This window comes from Streptomyces sp. NPDC002588, assembly GCF_040295925.1.
Classification (GTDB): Bacteria; Actinomycetota; Actinomycetes; order Streptomycetales; family Streptomycetaceae; genus Streptomyces.
In genome coordinates, this window is the sequence record NZ_JBEOWF010000097.1 from 1 (window position 1) to 5,192 (window position 5,192).

The 5,192-nt window shown below is 71.2% G+C and carries 2 protein-coding genes; both read left to right on the forward strand.

The genetic code is table 11. The annotated features are described in order from the left end of the window. A partial coding sequence (locus tag ABT057_RS48715; protein ID WP_502974096.1) for an SDR family NAD(P)-dependent oxidoreductase occupies positions 1–4,245 on the forward strand: 4,245 nt, incomplete at its 5' end. A 25-nt stretch (positions 4,246–4,270) separates the two neighbouring features. Beyond that, positions 4,271–5,192: beta-ketoacyl synthase N-terminal-like domain-containing protein (locus tag ABT057_RS48720; RefSeq protein WP_502974097.1), on the forward strand; the 922-nt coding region annotated here is incomplete at its 3' end.

Consider the following 5,192-nt stretch of genomic DNA (forward strand, 5'->3'; position numbering starts at 1 on the left):
ACGCTTCATGTGGATGAGCCGTCGTCGCATGTGGACTGGTCGGCGGGTGCGGTGGAGTTGCTGACCGAGCAGCGGGCGTGGCCTGAGCTGGACCGGCCGCGACGGGCCGCCGTCTCCGCCTTCGGCGTGGGCGGAACCAACGCGCATGTCGTGATCGAGCAGCCCCCGGTGGTGGAACACGGTGATCCGGCGTCCGAGGACAACGCACCCGGCGTGATGCCGTGGGTGGTGTCGGGCAGGAGTGCGGAGGCTTTGCGGGCGCAGGCGGAGTCGGTGCGTGCGTTCGTGGCCGGGCGTGACGGGTTGGACCTGGCGGGTGCGGGGGCGGCGCTGGTGTCGGGGCGGTCGGTGTTCGAGCACCGGGCTGTGGTGGTGGCCGGTGATCGTGCCGAACTGCTGGGGGGCCTGGACGCGTTGGCGTCTGGCGGTGTGGCGTCGGGTGTGGTGAGCGGTGTGGGTGTGGCGGGGCGTCGTGCGGTGTTCGTGTTTCCCGGTCAGGGGTCGCAGTGGTTGGGGATGGCGGCGGGGTTGTGGGAGTCGTCGTCGGTGTTCGGTGAGCGGATGGTCGAGTGCGAGCGGGCGTTGTCGCCCTTTGTGGACTGGTCGTTGTCCGCGGTGGTTCGTGGTGAGGCGGGCGCACCCGGGTTCGAGCGGGTGGATGTGGTACAGCCGGTGTTGTTCGCGGTGATGGTGTCGTTGGCGGAGCTGTGGCGTTCGTGCGGGGTGGAGCCGGCGGCGGTGGTGGGGCATTCGCAGGGCGAGATCGCGGCTGCGGCTGTCTGCGGTGCTCTGTCGCTGGAGGACGCGGCTCGTGTGGTGGCGCTGCGGAGCAAGGCTCTGGGTGTGCTGGCGGGTCGTGGCGGCATGGTCTCCGTGGCTCTCTCGGCCGAGCGGGTTCTTCCGCGCCTGGACGGGCGGTTGTCGGTGGCGGCGGTCAACGGGCCGTCGTCGACCGTGGTCTCCGGTGATGTGGAGGCGTTGGAGGAGTTGCTCGCCTCCTGTGAGGCGGATGGTGTGCGGGCGCGGCGGATCCCGGTGGACTATGCGTCGCACTCGGCGCATGTGGAGCGGATCCGTGAGGAGCTGTTGGAGCTGTTGGAGCCGGTGCGTCCGCGGTCGGGTCGGGTGCCGTTCTACTCGGCGGTGACGGCCGAGATGGTCGACGGCTCGGCGCTGGACGCGGGGTACTGGTACACGAATCTGCGGCAGACCGTCGACTTCCACGGTGCGACCAAGGCGCTGCTCGCGGATGGCTTCGATGCCTTCGTCGAGGCCAGTGCGCATCCGGTGCTGACCGCCTCGATCGAGGAGAGTGTCGAGGAGGCGGATGCCCCGGCTGTGGTGCTGGGCACCCTGCGGCGCAACGAGGACGAGCAGCGGCGTTTCGTTCTGGCGCTGGCCGAGGCGTTCACGGCCGGACTTCCTGTCCAGTGGCCGGTGAGCGGGCGGATGACGGACGTCCTGGAGCTGCCGACGTATGCCTTCCAGCGGCAGCGGTACTGGCTGCAGCCGGTGCAGGCAGAGGCCGCCGACACGGCGGGCCTGGGCCTGGACGGGCTTGGGCACGGGCTGCTCGGTGCGATGGTGCCGGTGCCGGAGTCCGACGGCGTGGTGCTGACGGGGTCGGTGTCGCTGAGGTCGCAGCCCTGGCTCGCCGAGCACGCCGTGTTCGGAACCGCACTCCTGCCGGGGACGGCGTTCGTCGAGATGGCTTTGCGGGCCGGTGCGGAAGTCGGTACCCCTGAGGTGCGCGAACTCGTGCTGGAGGCGCCCCTGTTGGTGCCGGACCACGGTGAGGTGCGCCTGCATGTGAGCGTGACCGGTGCGGACGAGTCCGGCTGCCGGACGCTGGTGGTGCGCTCCCGTTCGGACCAGGACTGGACGGTTCATGCCCGGGCCGTCCTGGCTCTCGGGGCAACGGACGAGCCGGTGCTCGAGTCCGCCGCCTGGCCTCCGGCGGGTGCGGAGAAGGTGGATGTCTCCGCGTTGTACGAGGAGTTCGCCGCCGCCGGTTACGACTACGGGCCTTTGTTCCAGGGCGTTCAGGCTGTCTGGCGCCGGGACGGGGAGGTATTTGCGGAGGTCGGGCTGCCACAGGGGGGCGGTGACGGATTCGCCGTGCATCCCGCGCTGCTGGACGCCGCGCTGCACTCGCTGGTGCTGATCGATCCGGCCGCGGACGGGGTCGGCGAACCCCGGCTGCCGTTCTCGTGGACCGGCGTCTCCCTCGCGTCCTCCGACGTCACCGCACTGCGCGTACGACTGGCCACGGCAGGCGAGGACAGGGTGTCCTTGTCGGCGACGGACCCGGCGGGCCGGCCCGTCGTATCGGTGGAGTCGCTGGTGCTGCGCGCGGTGAGTGCGGAGCAGTTGCGGGTCGGCCGGCAGGAGGACCTGTACCGCCTGGAGTGGCAGCCGGTACAGGTTGCGTCGGACCGGGCGGCCGGTGCCATCTGGGCCGCCCTGGCACCTGACCTGGATCTGGCAGCCCTCGGGGAGTCCATTCCCGAGGTCGTCGTCGCGCCGTTCACGAGTGGCGATGTGGCGCCCGAGGAGGTGGCCGAGCAGGCGCGGTCGGCGACGCGGCGTGCGCTGACGCTTCTTCAGCGGTTCCTCGCCGACGAGCGTCTGGCTTCGACGCGGCTGGTGTTCGTCACCCGCGGCGCGGTGGCGGTTCGGCCGGGGGACGATGTCGCGGACCTGGTGAACGCTCCGGTGTGGGGTCTGGTGCGGTCGGCGCAGCGGGAACACCCCGACCGTGTGTGGCTGGTGGACGGTGCCGAGGAGACGGTGGCCTCGAGCCTGGCATTGGGCGGGGAACCGCAGTTGGCGGTGCGTGACGGTGCGGTGTTCGTCCCGCGGCTCGTACGGCACAGCACTCCTTCCCCCGACACGGCCGTGAGCTTCGGCGGGGATGCGGGCACGGTTCTGGTCACGGGTGGTACCGGCACGGTGGGCGCTCTGGTGGCCCGGCACCTGGTCCGGGTGCACGGTGTGCGGCATCTGCTGCTGACCAGCCGGCGTGGACAGGAAGCGCCGGGTGCACGGGAGTTGGTCGCGGAGATGGCGGCGCTGGGTGCGCACGTGACCGTCGCCGCATGCGATGCGGCGGACCGTGAGGCGCTGGCCGCCGTGCTGGCGGGCATCCCGCCCGAGCGGCCGCTGACCGCGGTGGTCCACTCGGCGGGTGTCCTGGACGATGCCGTGGTCACCGGGCTGACAGCGGAGCAGCTGGACCGTGTCCTGCGCCCGAAGATCGACGCAGCGCTCAACCTGCACGACCTCACCCGGGACCACCGCCTCGACGCCTTCGTCCTCTTCTCGGGGGCGGCGGCCACCTTCGGAAGCTCCGGCCAGGCGCATTACGCTGCGGCCAACGTGTTCCTGGAGGCGCTCGCGGCCCACCGAGCCGCGGGCGGGCTGCCCGGCACCGCGCTCGGCTGGGGCTTCTGGGCGGAGCGCAGCGACATGACGGAACACCTCGACACGATCGCCATGCGGCGTATCGCACAGATCGGCCTCGCGGAGATGACGTCCGAGCAGGGACTCGCCCTGTTCGACGCGGCCGTACGCGCGGGGGAGCCCTTCGTCCTGCCCGCCGTGCTGAACGAGGCGAGCCTGCGCGAGCAGGCCGCCGCGGGCGCCCTGCCGGCCATCCTGCGGGAACTGGTCCGCAGGCCCGCGCGGCGGACGGCGGCAACTGCGGACAACGGTCCGGCCACCCACACGGCCACCCTGGCCGAGCGTCTGGCGGCCGCCCCCGAGGCGGAGCGGACCGAGCAGCTTCGCGACCTGGTCTGCGCGCAGGCCGCAGGAGTCCTGGGCCACGCCACGGCGACCGCCGTGAAGCCGCACCAGACCTTCAAGGAACTCGGCTTCGACTCCCTGGGCGCGGTGGAACTGCGCAACCGTCTGATGCGGGCCACCGGTCTGCGTCTCTCCGCCACCCTGGCCTTCGACTACCCGACGCCGGCCGTACTCGCAGGCCACCTCTGGGAAAAGCTGCGGCCGGAGGAGGAGTCGTTGGCGGACCGGGTGCTGAGCGACCTCGACCAGCTGGAGTCCGCGCTCGCCACCCTGGCGCCCGACGACGAGGCGTGCGACCGCGTCCTGAGCCGGATGCAGCAACTCGTCGCCAAGCACCTCGGTACCGACCTGGCGAGTGCCGACGAAGCGTCCGGTGCGGACCGGTTCGACGCGGCCAGCGACGACGAGCTCTTCGACTTCCTCGACAACGGCATCTGACAGCGAAGCCAGGCGACGGACCTTCATGACCTCAGGGGGAAAAGTGAACACCGAGGACAAGCTGCGCTCGTACCTCAAGCAGGCTGCCGCGGAACTGCACGACACCCGTGAGCACCTGCGCAAGCTGCAGGACGATGCCCACGAGCCCGTCGCGATCGTGGGGATGGCGTGCCGGTTCCCCGGCGGCGTGCGCTCACCGGAGGACCTGTGGCGGCTGGTCGTCTCGGAGGGCGACGCCGTGTCGTCGTGGCCGACGGATCGGGGATGGGACGTCGACGGCCTGTTCGATCCGGATCCGGACGCGGTGGGGAAGTCGTACTCGCGGTCGGGTGGCTTTCTGTACGACGCGGCGGAGTTCGACGCCGAGTTCTTCGGGATCTCGCCGCGTGAGGCGCTGGCGATGGATCCGCAGCAGCGGCTGCTGCTGGAGACGTCGTGGGAGGCGATGGAGCGGACGGGCATCGACCCGGTGTCGCTGCGCGGCAGCCGTACCGGCGTCTACATGGGCCTGATGTACCACGACTACGGGTCCAGGGTCCGCAAGGCCCCCGAGGAACTCGAGGGCTACCTGCTCAACGGCAGCGCGGGCAGCATCGCGGCCGGGCGCATCGCCTACACCTTCGGCCTGGAGGGGCCCACGCTCACGGTCGACACGGCGTGTTCGTCGTCGTTGGTGGCGTTGCATCTGGCGGTGCAGGCGTTGCGGCGCGGTGAGTGCCGGATGGCGCTTGCCGGTGGTGTGACGGTGATGTCGTCGCCTGGCTTGTTCGTGGAGTTCAGCCGGCAGCGGGGGTTGTCGGAGGACGGTCGGTGCAAGGCGTTCGCGGAGGGTGCGGATGGCACGGGGTGGGCCGAGGGTGCGGGTGTGCTGGTGGTGGAGCGTCTGTCGGACGCGGTGCGGCTGGGGCATCCGGTGCTGGCGGTGGTGCGGGGCAGTGCGGTCAATC